Below are 15,893 nucleotides of genomic sequence, written 5' to 3'. Positions count from 1 at the left end.
GCGGTCATCTCCCGGCCAGTGGCTGGGGGAGATTGTGCGCACGGCAGCCCAGGGACACCCCAGGCACAAGGTCAGAGCGTACCTACCGCATGGGCTGCGGTCAAAACAAATGCACACGCGAAGGACACGCCGGACTCCTCACGGCGTACAGGTCACCGTAGTGCGATCCACGGCCCTACGGAAGAAGGCCGGTGACCGGCCACGCCGGTCCTCAGCGCTCAACTGACCGCGGCCAGCAACACGAACACCAGGAAGAACAACGCCCAGGCGCCGATCCCCAGCCAGCCGAGCACCAGCCCCGCGATGGCCTGCCCGTCCCCGCGCTCCCCGGACCTGCGGATCTCGGCCCGCGCCTTGTGCCCCAGGATCACGGCCGGGATCGCCGTCAGCCCCCAGGTCACCGGCGCCATGATGCCGCAGACCAGCGCACCCGTGGCGGAACTGTTGGTGTGCACCGGCATCGGCATCGGCATGGGCATCGGCATGAACGTCGCCGGCAGCGGCCGCGGCTGGAACTGCGCCTGCGGCACCGGCCCCTGCGGAAGATCCGCGACCAGCATCTGCAGCTCGGAATGCGTTTGTGCCTGATAGGCCCGGGTGATCCGCTGCTCGTACTCCGACTGCCCGAGCCGCCCCTCGGCGAACCCCGCCTTCAGCACATCGACCGCACGCTCACGATCGGCATGCGAGGCACGCATGGCCGGCACCTGATTCGACGGCTGAACCGGCCCACCCTGCCACGGCTGGAATGCCACTTCGCGACCCTCCCCCCGCTCGACAGTTCTCCCCATCTTCTCATCAGAGACGCAGCAATGGGAGGACAAGTTCCCTCGGGGGGCCTGGTGGCGGGAAGGACGGCGGAGGCCGCGCACCCACGGCGACCGGAGGAGCCCCGTGGGTGGCTCGGAACGCGGCCCGGAGGAATCCGCACGTACCGTCCGCGTTCCGCGCCTCCTGCCCCCACAACGCCGCAGGGCGGCCACCCTCAACGGGTGACCGCCCTGCGTGCAGCGCGTTCCGGGACGTGCCCGGGACGGGCTTACTGGTTGTACGGACCGTAGTCGTAGTCCTCCAGCGGGACCGCCTGGCCGGAGCCGGTGCCGAAGGGCGAGTAGTCGATGTCGTCGTAACCGACGGCCGAGTACATCGCGGCCTTGGCTTCCTCGGTGGGCTCGACCCGGATGTTGCGGTAGCGGGACAGGCCCGTACCGGCCGGGATGAGCTTACCGATGATGACGTTCTCCTTGAGGCCGATCAGGGAGTCCGACTTGGCGTTGATCGCCGCGTCGGTCAGAACCCGGGTCGTCTCCTGGAAGGACGCCGCCGACAGCCAGGACTCGGTGGCCAGCGAAGCCTTGGTGATACCCATCAGCTGCGGACGGCCGGAGGCCGGGTGGCCGCCTTCCGCCACGACGCGACGGTTCTCGCCCTCGAACTTCGTGCGCTCCACCAGCTCGCCCGGCAGCAGCTCCGCGTCGCCGGACTCGATGATCGTCACACGGCGCAGCATCTGCCGGATGATGATCTCGATGTGCTTGTCGTGGATCGCCACGCCCTGGCTGTTGTAGACCTTCTGGACTTCGCCGACCAGGTGGACCTGGACCGCGCGCTGACCGAGGATCCGCAGCACGTCGTGCGGGTTGATCGCGCCCACGGTCAGCGGCTGGCCGACCTGGACGTGGTCACCCTCGCCGACCAGGAGACGGGCACGCTTCGAGACGCCGAAGGCGGTCTCGTCGCTGCCGTCGTCCGGGGTGACGACGAGCTTCTTGGTCTTCTCGGTCTCCTCGATACGGACGCGGCCGGCCGCCTCCGAGATCGGGGCGACGCCCTTGGGCGTACGGGCCTCGAAGAGCTCGACGACACGCGGCAGACCCAGGGTGATGTCGTCACCCGCCACACCACCGGTGTGGAAGGTACGCATCGTCAGCTGGGTGCCGGGCTCACCGATGGACTGGGCGGCGATGATGCCGACCGCCTCACCGATGTCGACCAGCTTGCCGGTGGCCAGCGAACGGCCGTAGCAGAAGGCACAGGTGCCGACCGCGGACTCACAGGTCAGGACCGAACGCGTCTTGACCTCCTCGACGCCGTGCGCGACCAGCTGGTCGATGAGCACGTCACCGAGGTCGACGTTCGCCGGGCCGACGACCTTGCCGTCGATGACGACGTCCTCGGACAGCATCCGCGCGTACACGCTGGACTCGACGTCGTCCGCCTTGCGCAGGACACCGTCGGCGCCCTTCGTGGCGATCCGCAGCTTGAGGCCACGCTCCGTGCCGCAGTCCTCCTCGCGAATGATGACGTCCTGGGAGACGTCGACCAGACGACGGGTGAGGTAACCGGAGTCGGCGGTACGAAGAGCGGTGTCCGCCAGACCCTTACGGGCACCGTGCGTGGAGATGAAGTACTCCAGCACGGAGAGACCCTCACGGAACGACGCCTTGATGGGTCGCGGGATGGTCTCGTTCTTGGCGTTGGACACCAGACCACGCATACCCGCGATCTGACGCATCTGCATCATGTTTCCGCGCGCACCCGAGTCCACCATCATGAAGATGGGGTTGGTCTTCGGGAAGTTCTCATTCATCGCCTCGGCAACCTCGTTGGTCGCCTTGGTCCAGATGTTGATGAGCTCCTGCGTGCGCTCGTCCTTGGTGATCAGACCGCGCTCGTACTGCTTCTGGACCTTCTCGTCCTGGTCCTCGTAGCCCTTGACGATGGCCTTCTTGGCCTCGGGGACGACGATGTCCGAAACGGCGACGGTGACGCCGGAACGGGTGGCCCAGTGGAAGCCGGCCGCCTTCAGGTTGTCGAGCGTCGCCGCCACGATGACCTTGGGGTAGCGCTCGGCCAGGTCGTTGACGATCGCGGAGAGCTGCTTCTTGCCCACCGAGTAGTCGACGAACGGGTAGTCCTCGGGCAGCAGCTCGTTGAAGAGCGCGCGGCCCAGGGTCGTACGCAGCCGGAAGCTGTCACCCTGCTGCCACTCGGGCTCGCCCTCTTCCGGAACCGGCGGGGTCCAGCCACGGGGCGGGACGGTGCCGATCGGGAAGCGGATGTCGACCTTCGCCTGGAGCGACAGCTCCTTGGCGTCGAAGCCCATGATCGCTTCGGCGGTCGAGCCGAACGCCCGGCCCTCGCCGATGACCTTGCGCTCCTCTTCATCCGTGGTGAGGAAGAAGAGGCCGAGCACCATGTCCTGGGTGGGCATGGTGACCGGACGGCCGTCGGCCGGCTTGAGGATGTTGTTCGAGGACAGCATCAGGATGCGGGCCTCGGCCTGGGCCTCCGCGGACAGCGGGAGGTGGACGGCCATCTGGTCACCGTCGAAGTCCGCGTTGAACGCGGTGCAGACGAGCGGGTGAATCTGAATGGCCTTGCCCTCGACCAGCTGCGGCTCGAAGGCCTGGATGCCCAGACGGTGCAGGGTCGGCGCACGGTTCAGCAGCACCGGGTGCTCGGCGATGACCTCTTCGAGCACGTCGTAGACGACCGTGCGGCCGCGCTCGACCATGCGCTTGGCCGACTTGATGTTCTGCGCGTGGTTGAGGTCGACCAGGCGCTTCATCACGAACGGCTTGAAGAGCTCCAGCGCCATGGCCTTGGGCAGACCACACTGGTGCAGCTTGAGCTGCGGGCCGACGACGATGACGGAACGCGCCGAGTAGTCGACTCGCTTACCGAGCAGGTTCTGACGGAAACGACCCTGCTTGCCCTTGAGCATGTCGCTCAGGGACTTCAGCGGGCGGTTACCGGGACCGGTGACCGGGCGACCACGACGGCCGTTGTCGAACAGCGCGTCGACGGCCTCCTGCAGCATCCGCTTCTCGTTGTTCACGATGATCTCGGGGGCACCGAGGTCAAGGAGACGCTTGAGGCGGTTGTTGCGGTTGATCACACGGCGGTACAGGTCGTTCAGGTCGGAGGTCGCGAAGCGGCCACCGTCCAGCTGCACCATCGGACGCAGGTCCGGCGGGATCACCGGGATGCAGTCCAGCACCATGCCCTTGGGGCTGTTGCGGGTCTGCAGGAAGGCGGAGACGACCTTGAGGCGCTTGAGCGCACGGGTCTTCTTCTGGCCCTTGCCGGTCCGGATGATCTCGCGGAGGCGCTCGGCCTCCTCCTCGAGGTCGAAGGTCTCCAGGCGCCTCTGCAGGGCAGCGGCACCCATGGAGCCGTCGAAGTACGTGCCGAAACGGTCACGCAGCTCGCGGTAGAGCAGCTCGTCGCCCTCGAGGTCCTGGACCTTGAGGTTCTTGAAGCGGTTCCAGACCTCGTCGAGACGGTCGATGGCACGCTGCGCGCGGTCACGCAGCTGCTTCATCTCACGCTCGGCACCTTCGCGCACCTTGCGGCGCACGTCGGCCTTGGCGCCCTCGGCCTCCAGCTCGGCCAGGTCGGTCTCGAGCTTCTTGGCGCGGGCCTCCAGGTCGGAGTCACGACGCTGCTCGATCTGCTGACGCTCGACGGAGACGTGCGCCTCCAGCGACGGCAGGTCACGCGTACGGCGCTCCTCGTCCACCCACGTGATCATGTAGGCGGCGAAGTAGATGACCTTTTCGAGGTCCTTGGGCGCGAGGTCCAGCAGGTAGCCCAGCCGGCTCGGCACGCCCTTGAAGTACCAGATGTGGGTAACGGGAGCGGCAAGCTCGATGTGGCCCATCCGCTCACGACGCACCTTGGCGCGAGTGACCTCGACGCCGCAGCGCTCGCAGATGATGCCCTTGAAGCGGACGCGCTTGTACTTACCGCAGTAGCACTCCCAGTCCCGGGTCGGACCGAAGATCTTCTCGCAGAAGAGTCCGTCCTTTTCGGGCTTGAGGGTGCGGTAGTTGATGGTCTCCGGCTTCTTGACCTCGCCGTGCGACCACTGACGGATGTCGTCAGCGGTAGCGAGGCCGATCCGCAGCTCGTCGAAGAAGTTGACGTCGAGCACTGTCGTCAATCCCTCTTTCAGGGTCGAGTCTCAATCATGGTCTGACTGGGGGTCCGGGGACGGCGGGGGCTCCTTGTGAGAGCCCCCGCCAGACCCGTCAGACCTCTTCGACGCTGCTCGGCTCGCGCCGGGACAGGTCGATACCGAGCTCTTCCGCTGCACGGAAGACGTCCTCGTCGGTGTCCCGCATCTCGATGGACATGCCGTCCGAGGACAGCACCTCCACGTTGAGGCACAGGGACTGCATCTCCTTGATGAGCACCTTGAACGACTCGGGGATGCCGGGCTCGGGGATGTTCTCGCCCTTGACGATGGCCTCGTAGACCTTCACGCGGCCGGTCACGTCGTCGGACTTGATCGTCAGCAGCTCCTGGAGGGCGTACGCGGCGCCGTATGCCTCCAGCGCCCACACCTCCATCTCACCGAAGCGCTGGCCACCGAACTGGGCCTTACCACCCAGCGGCTGCTGGGTGATCATCGAGTACGGACCGGTCGACCGCGCGTGCAGCTTGTCGTCGACCAGGTGGTGCAGCTTGAGGATGTACATGTAGCCGATCGAGATCGGCTCCGGGAACGGCTCACCGGAGCGGCCGTCGAACAGCCGCGCCTTGCCGGAACCCTTGACCATCCGCTCGCCGTCGCGGTTCGGGATCGTCGACTCGAAGAGACCGGAGATCTCGTCCTCGCGCGCACCGTCGAACACCGGGGTGGCGACGTTGGAGCCGGGCTCCACCTCGTCGGCGGCGATGGCGTGGAGACGCTTCTTCCACTCCTCCTCGACACCCTCGACCTTCCAGCCCTGGCTGGCGAGCCAGCCGAGGTGGATCTCCAGGACCTGCCCCGGGTTCATTCGGGACGGGACACCCAGCGGGTTGAGGATGATGTCGACCGGGGTGCCGTCCTCCAGGAACGGCATGTCCTCGACCGGCAGGATCTTCGAGATGACGCCCTTGTTGCCGTGACGGCCGGCGAGCTTGTCACCGTCGGTGATCTTGCGCTTCTGGGCGACGTAGACGCGGACCAGTTGGTTCACGCCAGGGGGCAGCTCGTCGCCCTCTTCGCGGTCGAAGACGCGGACGCCGATGACCTTGCCGATCTCACCGTGCGGCACCTTCAGCGAGGTGTCGCGCACCTCGCGCGCCTTCTCACCGAAGATCGCGCGGAGCAGGCGCTCCTCGGGGGTCAGCTCGGTCTCACCCTTGGGCGTGACCTTGCCGACGAGGATGTCGCCGGCGACGACCTCGGCACCGATACGGATGATGCCGCGCTCGTCGAGGTCGGACAGGACCTCTTCGGAGACGTTCGGGATGTCCCGGGTGATCTCCTCCGGGCCGAGCTTGGTGTCACGGGCGTCGACCTCGTGCTCCTCGATGTGGATCGAGGAGAGGACGTCGTCCTGCACGAGGCGCTGCGACAGGATGATCGCGTCCTCGTAGTTGTGACCCTCCCACGGCATGAACGCCACGAGCAGGTTCTTGCCCAGCGCCATCTCGCCCTCGTCCGTGGACGGACCGTCGGCGAGGACCTGGCCCTCGATGACGCGCGCGCCCTCGTTGACGACGACCTTCTGATTGAAGGAGGTGCCCTGGTTGGAGCGGGTGAACTTGGCGACGCGGTACGTGGTGTACGTGCCGTCGTCGTTGGCGACGGTGATGTAGTCCGCGGAAACCTCCTGGACCACACCGTCCTTCTCCGCCTTGATGACGTCACCGGCGTCGACCGCACAGCGGTACTCCATGCCGGTGCCGACCAGCGGGGACTCCGCCTTGATCAGCGGAACGGCCTGGCGCATCATGTTCGATCCCATGAGCGCGCGGTTGGCGTCGTCGTGCTCGAGGAACGGGATCATGGCGGTCGCGGCCGACACCATCTGGCGCGGCGAGACGTCCATGAAGTCCACCTCGTCGACGGTGACGAGGTCGACCTCGCCACCACGACGGCGGACCAGCACACGCTGTTCGGCGAAGTGCATGTCCTCGGTCAGCGGCGCGTTGGCCTGCGCGATCAGGAAGCGGTCCTCCTCATCGGCGGTGAGGTAGTCCACCTCCTCGGTGACCTGGCCGTCGACAACCTTGCGGTAGGGCGTCTCGATGAAGCCGAAGACGTTGACCCGGCCGTAGGAGGCCAGCGAACCGATCAGACCGATGTTGGGACCTTCAGGGGTCTCAATCGGGCACATGCGGCCGTAGTGCGAGGGGTGCACGTCACGGACGTCCAGGCCGGCCCGCTCACGGGACAGACCACCGGGGCCCAGCGCGGACAGACGACGCTTGTGGGTCAGGCCCGACAGCGGGTTCGTCTGGTCCATGAACTGGGACAGCTGGCTGGTGCCGAAGAACTCCTTGATGGAGGCGACGACCGGCCGGATGTTGATCAGGGTCTGCGGCGTGATCGCCTCGACGTCCTGGGTGGTCATGCGCTCACGCACGACGCGCTCCATACGAGCCAGACCCGTACGGACCTGGTTCTGGATGAGCTCGCCGACGTTACGCAGACGACGGTTGCCGAAGTGGTCGATGTCGTCGGTCTCGACGACGATCGTCCGGCCGGACTCGCCGGTCGTCTCGGTCTCACCGGCGTGCAGCTTGACCAGGTACTTGATCGTCGCGATGACGTCGTCCGTGGTCAGCACACCGGCGTCGAGCGGCTCGTCGCCACCGAGCTTCTTGTTGACCTTGTAGCGGCCGACCTTCGCGAGGTCGTAGCGCTTGGGGTTGAAGTAGAGGTTCTCGAGCAGCGTCTGCGCGGCCTCACGGGTCGGGGGCTCGCCCGGACGCAGCTTGCGGTAGATGTCGAGCAGCGCGTCGTCCTGGCCCTGGGTGTGGTCCTTCTCCAGGGTGGCGCGCATGGACTCGTACTCGCCGAACTCCTCAAGGATCTGCTCGGTCGTCCAACCGAGAGCCTTGAGCAGGACGGTGACCGACTGCTTACGCTTACGGTCGATGCGCACACCGACCATGTCGCGCTTGTCGATCTCCAGCTCCAGCCAGGCACCACGGGACGGGATGACCTTGGCCGAGAAGATGTCCTTGTCGGACGTCTTGTCGATGGAGCTGTCGAAGTAGACGCCCGGCGAGCGGACCAGCTGCGAGACGACGACACGCTCGGTGCCGTTGATGCAGAAGGTGCCCTTGTTCGTCATGAGCGGGAAGTCGCCCATGAAGACCGTCTGGGACTTGATCTCGCCGGTCTCGTTGTTGGTGAACTCCGCGGTGACGAAGAGCGGAGCCGCGTACGTGAAGTCGCGCTCCTTGCACTCGTCGATGGAGTTCTTGGGGGGCTCGAAACGGTGGTCGCGGAACGTCAGCGACATCGACCCGGAGAAGTCTTCGATCGGGGAGATCTCTTCAAAGATCTCTTCGAGACCGGACTTGGTGGGAACTTCCTGCCCACTCTCCAGCGCAGCCTCGACGCGACCCTTCCATGCGGCATTGCCGAGCAGCCAGTCGAAGCTTTCGGTCTGCAGCGCAAGGAGGTTCGGAACCCCGAGGGGCTCCTTGATCTTCGCAAAAGAGATGCGCAGCGGGGCGGTGCTGTCGCCGTTGTTCGTATTGGCAGTCGAGGCGTTGCGCGAGGCGGCCAAGAGGGGGTCCTTCCGAGGGCTCGGACTCACTACGCGCGTACCGGTCCCGAATCGAGCAGGCGGGGGGAAGGCCCAGGTCAGGGCGGATCATCCAGCTTTGCTCGGGCTCGGGTATGCCCCTGGTGACGGGCAGGGAGCAGCTAACAGGCAGCGCAAAGGGTCAGTGTAGCCACTTGGCACACTGATGTCCAGAGCGAGGTTCCGGAGACCGGTTCAGCACCGTGATACCGATCTTCTCCCTCCGGGAGGTCGCGCCCTCCCAGATGGAGGAGCCCCTCGTTGTTCTTCTCTACGCCCATGCCCTGCGCCTGCCGAAAGCCCTGCGCCAGTGGCGCACACCGATGCTTCCCTCTTCGTCCGCGATCCATGCCTCGGACCCTGGATCGCTTCTGCGTCGCGTCCCGAGAATTGCGCGCCGCGTCCGGTTCGTCAAGGCCCCCCGCCTCAGGGAGAACGTCACATCGGACACGTCCGGGCAACGATGATCACCATACTCGCACGCCGGCCCGGGACAACGCAGCAGCGGCGGAGAGCGCCGAAGGGCGACCACCCGCATGGGTGATCGCCCTTCGCTGTGTCCGCGTACGCCAGAGGCGCACAGGACGTGAGTCAGAGACTCAGTGAAGTCACTTGACCTCGACCGAGGCGCCGGCGCCCTTGAGGGCCTCGGCAGCCTTGTCGGCGGCGGCCTTGTCGACCTTCTCGAGGACGGGCTTCGGGGTGCCGTCGACGAGGTCCTTGGCCTCCTTCAGGCCCAGGGAGGTCAGCTCACGCACGACCTTGATGACCTGGATCTTCTTGTCGCCGGCGCCGGTGAGGACGACGTCGAACTCGTCCTGCTCCTCGGCCTCGGCGGCGGCGGGGGCACCGGGGACACCGGCGGCAACGGCGACCGGGGCGGCAGCCTCGACGTCGAACTTCTCCTCGAAGAGCTTCACGAACTCGGAGAGCTCGATGAGGGTCATCGTCTCGAACTGCGCGAGCAGGTCTTCCTGGCTGAGCTTCGCCATGGTGGCGGTCCTTCCACTAATTCGGCTGGTGCCGGATGTACATGTCGGCGGGCGTACGGGCCCGCTGGACTGGGGAGTGGGTTACTCCGCAGCCTCGGCGGGAGCCGGCGTACCGGCACCGCCCTGCTCCTCGACCTTGCTGCGAAGCGCGTCCGCGGTGCGGGCGAACTTCGTGAGCGGGGCCTGGAAGGTCGCCGCGGCCTTGGCCATGGACGCCTTCATGCCACCCGCCAGCTTGGCGAGCAGAACCTCGCGGGACTCGAGGTCCGCAAGCTTCTTGATCTCGTCGGCGGACAGCGCCTTGCCATCAAGGACACCGCCCTGGATGACGAGAGCGGGGTTCTCCTTGGCGAAGTCACGAAGACCCTTCGCCGCCGTGACCGGGTCACCGGTAACGAAGGCAACAGCGGTCGAGCCCTTGAGGTGCTCGTCCAGCTGAATCCCGGCCTCATTGGCCGCGATCTTGGTCAGCGTGTTCTTCACCACACGGTACTGAGCGTTCTCACCGAGCGAACGACGCAGCTCCTTGAGCTGCGCAACGGTAAGACCGGTGTACGCGGTCACTACAGCAGCGTTGGAGTTACGGAACTTGTTCGTAATCTCCTCGACGGCTGCGACCTTGTCGGGCCTCGCCATGAGCCTCGGCCTCCTTCCGGGTGATGAGGACCGCGCAGAAGGGGCTGGGCAAAACAAACGCCCCGGCGCAGGCGCACGGGGCGTGACTCGACCGGACAGACCTCACCCGGGAGTTCAACCACACATACCTGCGCAGGCCGTCCGCAATAGCTAGCGGATCCTTCGGCCACCACACGCCCGAGAATCGGACGCGTAGAGACAACCAGCGGTCTTTGGCTTCTCGGGTACGGTACGGGAACGGTCTGCCATCAGGCAAATCGGCTGAGCGGGGGCATCGACCACGCCCCCGCCCGCGACACTACGGACGCTGCAATTACTTGTATTCGGTCGTCTCGCTCGCCGGCGGCTCGGTCACCGTGACCTTGGTGCCGTAGTCGGAGTAGAAGAGCGTCGAGTCGTACGGAGCGGACTTGCTGTCCATCTGCTCGCGCTTCTTGACGAGCAGGTTGTCAGCGCCGATCCACAGGTCGATGGTCTCGTTCTTCGCGCCGATCGTCTTCAGCTGCTTCTCCAGCGACTGGAGGTCCGCCTCGCTGACGTCCTTCGACTGCATACGGGCCATCTCGCTCACGCCGAGGGTCCCGGAGTAGTGGGTCGCCTGGACGCCGCGGACGGACTCCTTGCCCACTTCCTTGACCTTGCCCGAGGCGAGCAGCAGATCCACGGACCGGCCCGGGTTGTTGTTCTGCAGCCCGTCCTTCAGCAGGGCGCCGGCCGGGCCCATCTTCTTGGCCATGACGTCGTAGTCGTACTTCACCCACGGCTTGCCGCCCAGACCGGCCGCGCCGAGGTTCATGTACATCGCGTCCGCGGTGTAGAGCGCCTTCATGGGCTTGCCACCGCCCACCCCGCCCGACTGCGTGATGTCGACGGTCATCCGCACGCCCTGCGACCAGTCGAGAGCGCCCTTGAGCTTCTGCTCGGCGCCACCGCTCTTGGTCGTGCCGTCGACCTTCGCGGACTGCTTGCCGGTCGTCTGCTGGGAAGCCTTCTTCAGCGAGGCCAGCGCGGCGTCCAGCGGCGACTGCTGCTTGCCCGCGGCGTCGCCTCCCCCGCCGCTGCTGCCGCCACTGCCGCCCGCGGCCTTGCCGGCGTCGTCGTTACAGGCGCTGAGACCGCCCACCAGCAGGACAACTCCCGCCACGGCGGCGGTGATTCGCATGCTTCGCATCTGAGGCTCCCCCTTAGATCTTCCTTATGGAACTCGGGGCCGACTTTAGTGCAGAGCACTGACACCACATGCGTCAGGCCCCGATTCTCCCTGGGGAGAATCGGGGCCTGACGGGGTGAACTGCGCGCTAGGCGCCGTTGATCAAGGAGATCAGACGGCGTCTTCCTCGACGAGGAGGTTGCGGGTGCGGTTCGCGTCCAGCGCGATGCCGGGGCCCATCGTGGTGGTGATGGTGGCCTTCTTGATGTAGCGGCCCTTGGCGGCGGACGGCTTGAGACGGTTGATCTCCTCCAGCGCCGCGGCGTAGTTCTCCACCAGCTTGGTCTCGTCGAAGGAGACCTTGCCGATGATGAAGTGGAGGTTCGCGTGCTTGTCCACGCGGAACTCGATCTTGCCGCCCTTGATGTCGGTGACAGCCTTGGCGACATCGGGGGTGACGGTGCCGGTCTTCGGGTTCGGCATCAGACCACGCGGACCGAGCACGCGGCCGAGGCGGCCGACCTTGCCCATGAGGTCCGGGGTGGCGACGACGGCGTCGAAGTCCAGACGGCCCTTGGAGACCTCGTCGATCAGTTCGTCGGAGCCGACAATGTCGGCGCCGGCGGCTTCCGCGGCCGCTGCACGGTCGCCGGTCGCGAAGACCAGGACCCGGGCGGTCTTACCGGTGCCGTGCGGGAGGTTCACGGTGCCACGGACCATCTGGTCGGCCTTGCGCGGGTCAACGCCCAGACGCATGGCAACCTCGACGGTCGCGTCGAACTTGGCGGACGAGGTGTCCTTGGCGATACGGACGGCTTCGAGCGGGGCGTACACACGCTCCGCGTCGATCTTCGCGTCCGCGTTGCGAAGATTCTTGCTGCGCTTCACTGCTGCTCCTGAGTGCTGGAGATGGAGTCGTGGTGCGGGCCAGCGCCTGGCCCTGCCACGGGCTGCGACGGTGTTCGGCTACCGCCACGGCCTACGGGACGGCGGTCAGCCCTCGACCGTGACGCCCATGGAACGCGCGGTGCCGGCGATGATCTTCGCCGCGGCGTCCAGGTCGTTCGCGTTCAGGTCGGGCATCTTGGTCGTGGCGATCTCGCGCACCTGGGCGTCGGTGATCTTCGCGACCTTCTTGGTGTGCGGCTCGCCGGAGCCCTTCTCCACACCCGCGGCCTTGAGGATCAGCTTCGCGGCCGGCGGAGTCTTCGTGATGAAGGTGAAGGAGCGGTCTTCGTAGACCGTGATCTCCACCGGCACGACCATGCCACGCTGCGACTCGGTCGCGGCGTTGTAGGCCTTGCAGAACTCCATGATGTTGACGCCGTGCTGGCCCAGCGCGGGGCCGACCGGCGGAGCCGGGTTTGCGGCGCCGGCACTGATCTGGAGCTTGATAAGCCCCGTGACCTTCTTCTTCTTGGGAGGCATGCTCTCTCCGGGTCCTAGTGAGAGTTGTTTCGCCCCGCAATCCGGTCATCCGGATGGAGGCATACCGCACAACGATAACGGGTATAGTCGCGCGGCCAAAAACCGAGCAGGTCAGACGGGCCGCGAAGCCCGTCTGACCTGCTCGGTATGGCTGGTGTTCCGGAAGAAACTAGTTCTTCTGGATCTGGTCGAAGCTGAGCTCGACCGGGGTCTCGCGGCCGAAGATCTCGACGAGGCCCTTGACCTTCTTCGAGTCGGCGTTGATCTCGTTGATCGTGGCCTGCAGCGTCGCGAACGGACCGTCGGTGACGGTGACGGAGTCGCCCACCTCGAAGTCCAGCACCTGGACCTCGACCTTGCGGGACGGCGCCGGCTTGCCCTCGGCCGCAGCGGCCTCCTTGGCGGCCTTCTCCTCGGCCTCCGGGGCGAGCATCTTGACGATCTCGTCCAGCGTCAGCGGGTACGGGTCGTAGGCGTTGCCCACGAAGCCGGTGACGCCCGGGGTGTTACGGACGACGCCCCAGGACTCATTCGTCAGGTCCATGCGCACGAGCACGTAGCCCGGGAGCTTGTTCTGGCGGACGGTCTTGCGCTCGCCGTTCTTGATCTGGGCGACCTCTTCCTGCGGCACCTCGGCCTGGAAGATGAAGTCCTCGACGTTCAGCGAGACGGCACGCTGTTCAAGGTTGGTCTTCACGCGGTTCTCGTAGCCCGCGTAGGTGTGGATGACGTACCACTCGCCGGGGAGGGTGCGCAGCTCGTCACGGAGTGCGGCCACCGGGTCGACCGGCTCCTGCTCCTCCTCGGGCTCCGCGTCCTCGCCCTGCTCGACCTCTGCGGCGGCCTCGTCCTCGGCGACCTCTGCGGCGGCCTCGGCGTCACCGTCGACATTGACCGCGGCCTCTTCGGCGGGCTCGCCGGCAGCGGCGTCCTCGGCGTCGAGCTCGTCGGTGCCGTCGGCGTTCTCGACGATCTCCAGAGCGGTGTCGTCGCCCTCGACCTCGGCCGAGACAGCCTCGTCAACGTCGGCCTCTGCAGCCGCCGCGACGGGCTCGGCGGCGTCGTTCAGGTTCGGGTCAGACACGTGGCTGCTTCTTCCTTGCTTCAAGGGGTTGAACATGCGAAAAGGCGCCCGCTGAGGCGCCCTCCGCGGGATCAGCCGAAGACGTACCCGACGACTCGGTTGATACCCAAGTCAATCACGGTTACGAGACCGATGATGATGACAACGAAGACGATCACCACGCTGGTGTACGTCGACAGCTGGTTGCGCGTGGGCCAGACGACCTTGCGGAGTTCCGCCACAACCTGGCGGTAGAACAGCGCGAGACGCGCGAAGGGGCCCTTCTTGCCGCGCTTGCCGCCACGGCGGGGCTTCTTCTGGGATTCCGCGGTTTCGTCCTCGGAACGACCGCGCTCAGGCATGTCGATGGAGCCCAGGGCGTCCGTCACTCGTCCTCACCTGAATCCGGGTCGTGGCCGTGCCGCGCCCGGTTGAGCCGCACGGCGGTGCATTTCAGTACGTACGCGTGCACGCACTCTGGTGACGAAGTGCGTGTAGCAGGGCCGGAGGGACTTGAACCCCCAACCGCTGGTTTTGGAGACCAGTGCTCTACCAATTGAGCTACGACCCTTTGTGGTTCCCCCAACCTACCGCATGCGACCGACTGCACTGAGTGCGGCAGCCGCGGCGACCTGTTGGGAGCCAACGGTCAGCGAGTGTACGTGCTTCAGGGCCGGGCGTCGAACAGAAACGTCCTGGGGGCCGCCGTGAAACCGATGTGCCGGGCTCGTCGGCGGTCTGGGACGATGCATGTATGAGCGCTGCTACTCCTTCTGCATCGTCCCCCACCGAGCGCCGGGTCTCCGCCCGCGTCGGTTCGATCTCCGAGTCCGCGACCCTCGCCGTCGACGCCAAGGCGAAGGCCCTCAAGGCCGCCGGGCGTCCGGTGATCGGCTTCGGCGCCGGTGAGCCCGACTTCCCCACGCCCGACTACATCGTCGAGGCGGCCGTCGAGGCCTGCCGCAACCCGAAGTTCCACCGCTACACCCCGGCCGGCGGCCTCCCCGAGCTGAAGGCCGCGATCGTCGCCAAGACGCTGCGCGACTCCGGCTACGAGATCGAGGCCGCCAACGTCCTGGTGACCAACGGTGGCAAGCAGGCCATCTACGAAGCGTTCGCGGCCATCCTCGACCCGGGCGACGAGGTCATCGTCCCGGCGCCGTACTGGACCACCTACCCCGAGTCGATCCAGCTCGCCGGCGGTGTCCCGGTGGACGTCGTCGCGGACGAGACCACCGGCTACCGCGTGAGCGTCGAGCAGCTGGAGGCGGCCCGCACGGAGCGCACCAAGGTGCTGCTCTTCGTCTCGCCGTCCAACCCGACCGGCGCGGTCTACACCCGCGAGCAGGTCGAGGCGGTCGGCCGCTGGGCCGCCGAGCACGGCCTGTGGGTGCTGACCGACGAGATCTACGAGCACCTGGTCTACGGCGACGCCGAGTTCTCCTCGCTGCCCGTCGTCGTGCCCGAGCTGCGCGACAAGTGCATCGTCGTCAACGGCGTGGCGAAGACGTACGCGATGACCGGCTGGCGCGTCGGGTGGGCGATCGGCCCCAAGGACGTCATCAAGGCCGCCGCGAACCTCCAGTCGCACGCCACGTCCAACGTCGCCAACGTCTCGCAGGCCGCGGCCATCGCTGCGGTCTCCGGCGACCTGACGGCCGTCGAGGAGATGAAGGTCGCCTTCGACCGGCGCCGCAAGACGATCGTGCGGATGCTCAACGAGATCGACGGCGTGCTCTGCCCGGAGCCCGAGGGCGCGTTCTACGCCTACCCGTCGGTGAAGGAGCTCCTGGGCAAGGAGATCCGCGGCCGGCGCCCGTCGTCCAGCGTCGAGCTGGCCGAGATCATCCTGGAGGAGGCGGAGGTCGCCGTCGTACCGGGTGAGGCCTTCGGCACCCCCGGCTACCTGCGGCTCTCGTACGCGCTCGGCGACGAGGACCTGGTCGAGGGCGTCTCGCGGATCCAGAAGCTGCTGGCGGAGGCCAAGTAGCAGTCACCTGCTGATGACCTAGGTGTCAATTGCGCGTGCGGGCCGGAATGTCTTCCGGCCCGCACGCGCATTTGGTGGTGCCTTCGTTCGGGGC

General features: G+C 66.5%; 11 protein-coding genes and 1 tRNA gene. 1 reads left to right on the top strand and 11 read right to left on the bottom strand.

Going from position 1 to position 15,893, the window contains the following annotated elements; genetic code table 11:
* Positions 1 to 218 precede the first annotated feature (218 nt).
* The 11 genes from ACIRQ7_RS25070 to ACIRQ7_RS25020 all read right to left on the bottom strand — a co-directional run bounded on the left by ACIRQ7_RS25070 (position 219) and on the right by ACIRQ7_RS25020 (position 14,380).
* Positions 219 to 698 carry a DUF1707 and DUF4190 domain-containing protein gene (locus tag ACIRQ7_RS25070; protein ID WP_401474828.1) on the bottom strand — a complete coding sequence of 160 codons (480 nt, stop codon included), beginning with the start codon at positions 696 to 698 and terminating at the stop codon, positions 219 to 221.
* 341 nt (positions 699 to 1,039) lie between these two features.
* On the bottom strand, positions 1,040 to 4,939 hold the full coding sequence (locus ACIRQ7_RS25065; protein WP_401474825.1) for a DNA-directed RNA polymerase subunit beta': 3,900 nt from the start codon (positions 4,937 to 4,939) through the stop codon (positions 1,040 to 1,042).
* Between the two features lie 97 nt (positions 4,940 to 5,036).
* On the bottom strand, positions 5,037 to 8,522 hold the full coding sequence (gene rpoB, locus ACIRQ7_RS25060) for a DNA-directed RNA polymerase subunit beta (protein ID WP_401474439.1): 3,486 nt from the start codon (positions 8,520 to 8,522) through the stop codon (positions 5,037 to 5,039).
* Positions 8,523 to 9,148: 626 nt separating this feature from the next.
* Positions 9,149 to 9,532 (bottom strand): 50S ribosomal protein L7/L12, encoded by a 384-nt coding sequence (rplL, locus tag ACIRQ7_RS25055; protein ID WP_401474436.1) that lies wholly within the window; start codon positions 9,530 to 9,532, stop codon positions 9,149 to 9,151.
* Positions 9,533 to 9,613: 81 nt separating this feature from the next.
* A complete protein-coding gene (gene rplJ, locus ACIRQ7_RS25050) occupies positions 9,614 to 10,168 on the bottom strand; it encodes a 50S ribosomal protein L10 (RefSeq protein ID WP_401474433.1) in 555 nt (184 codons plus the stop codon).
* Positions 10,169 to 10,481: 313 nt separating this feature from the next.
* Positions 10,482 to 11,339, bottom strand: a complete 858-nt coding sequence (locus ACIRQ7_RS25045) for a hypothetical protein (RefSeq protein WP_404264993.1) — start codon at positions 11,337 to 11,339, stop codon at positions 10,482 to 10,484.
* A gap of 150 nt (positions 11,340 to 11,489) precedes the next feature.
* Entirely contained in the window at positions 11,490 to 12,206 is a 717-nt protein-coding gene (gene rplA / locus ACIRQ7_RS25040) for a 50S ribosomal protein L1 (protein WP_404264992.1), read from the bottom strand.
* Positions 12,207 to 12,311: 105 nt separating this feature from the next.
* Positions 12,312 to 12,746 carry a 50S ribosomal protein L11 gene (gene rplK / locus ACIRQ7_RS25035; RefSeq protein ID WP_401474424.1) on the bottom strand — a complete coding sequence of 145 codons (435 nt, stop codon included), beginning with the start codon at positions 12,744 to 12,746 and terminating at the stop codon, positions 12,312 to 12,314.
* A gap of 169 nt (positions 12,747 to 12,915) precedes the next feature.
* Positions 12,916 to 13,830 carry a transcription termination/antitermination protein NusG gene (gene nusG / locus ACIRQ7_RS25030; protein WP_404264991.1) on the bottom strand — a complete coding sequence of 305 codons (915 nt, stop codon included), beginning with the start codon at positions 13,828 to 13,830 and terminating at the stop codon, positions 12,916 to 12,918.
* 71 nt (positions 13,831 to 13,901) lie between these two features.
* Positions 13,902 to 14,198, bottom strand: a complete 297-nt coding sequence (gene secE, locus ACIRQ7_RS25025; protein WP_136741286.1) for a preprotein translocase subunit SecE — start codon at positions 14,196 to 14,198, stop codon at positions 13,902 to 13,904.
* 109 nt (positions 14,199 to 14,307) lie between these two features.
* Positions 14,308 to 14,380 (bottom strand) — tRNA-Trp (locus ACIRQ7_RS25020).
* 183 nt (positions 14,381 to 14,563) lie between these two features.
* Between ACIRQ7_RS25020 and ACIRQ7_RS25015 the strand changes: the two genes are divergently transcribed.
* Positions 14,564 to 15,799: a pyridoxal phosphate-dependent aminotransferase gene (locus ACIRQ7_RS25015; protein WP_401474418.1), complete on the top strand. Its 1,236-nt coding sequence runs from the start codon at positions 14,564 to 14,566 to the stop codon at positions 15,797 to 15,799.
* Positions 15,800 to 15,893: the final 94 nt, after the last annotated feature.

Source organism: Streptomyces sp. NPDC101393 (assembly GCF_044767385.1).
GTDB lineage: Bacteria > Actinomycetota > Actinomycetes > Streptomycetales > Streptomycetaceae > Streptomyces.
Note: the sequence above shows the minus strand (reverse complement) of the source record. Positions and strands in the feature narration are given on the sequence as shown.